Annotated in this window: 1 pseudogene; it reads left to right on the forward strand. The window is 74.7% G+C overall.

What is annotated here, in order from left to right:
• Positions 1-1,124 (forward strand): annotated as a pseudogene (locus CCL05_RS36205) (hypothetical protein); the annotation flags it as partial.

Genomic DNA, 1,124 nt, shown 5'->3' on the forward strand with positions numbered 1-1,124 from the left:
CGGCGGCGACGGCTACCGCTTCCGCCACTCCCTGGTCCGCGAGGCCGTCAGCGACGACCTGCTCCCCGGCGAGCGCTCCCGCCTCAACCGCCGCTACGCCCAAGCCCTGGAGGCCGACCCCACCCTCGTCCCGGCCGACCAGCACGCGACGCGCCTGGCCAGCTACTGGTACCACGCCCACGACGCGGCCAAGGCCCTGCCCGCCGTCCTCGACGCCGCCGTCGAGGCCCGCCACCGCCACGCCTACGCCGAGCAACTACGGCTGCTGGAACGGGCGATGGAACTGTGGGACACCGCCCCCGAAGCCGTACGCCGGACCCTGCGCCCCGTCGACTACGCCGAGGTCTATCCGCCCTGCGGCGGCCTCGAGGCCACCGCGCTCAGCCACCTCGACCTGCTGGCCGAGGCGGCCGTGGCCGGACGGCTCTGCGGGGAGCGCGAACGCGCCCTGAAGATCACCAAGCGGGCGCTGCGCCAACTGGACGAGGAGGCCGACCCGCTGCGCGCCGCCTGGTTCTGGATCCAGCGCTCCCGGCTGGTGCAGCGGCTCGCCCGCGGTGACGGCCGGCAGGAGATCGCCACCGCGCAGGACCTGGTCCGCGGCCTGCCGCCGTCCGAGGTGCACGCCGAGGTGCTCGCCACGGTCGCCCACTGGTCGATGCTGCGCCGGCCCGGCCCGGAGGCCCTGACGGCCGCCGAGCGCGCGGTGGAGTACGCGCGCATGGTGGGCGCCGAGGACATCGAGGCCAACGCCCGGCTCACTCTCGGCGGACTCATGATCGACGCCGGGCAGATCGAGACCGGGCTGGCCCACATGTACGAGGTCAGGGACGAGGTCGTGGCCCGGGGGCTCGCGGCGGTCGTGGGCCGCAGCCATGTGAACCTGCCCTCCGCCCTGGAAGGCATCGGGCGCTCCGAGGAGGCCGTGGACGTCCTGCACGAGGGCCTGCGCCTCACCGGCAGAATGGGCCTGCGGGACTCCGAGGGCTGGGTCTGGAGCAACCTCGCCGAGTCGCTCATCCCCCTGGGCCGCTGGGACGAGGCCGCCGAGGCGGCCTCGTCCCAGCGGCCCAGGGGGATGAGCGACTCGGCGAGGTTGCTCCAGACCCAGTCCTCGGAGTCCC

The organism is Streptomyces africanus (assembly GCF_002150735.1).
In the GTDB taxonomy this organism is placed as follows: domain Bacteria; phylum Actinomycetota; class Actinomycetes; order Streptomycetales; family Streptomycetaceae; genus Streptomyces; species Streptomyces africanus.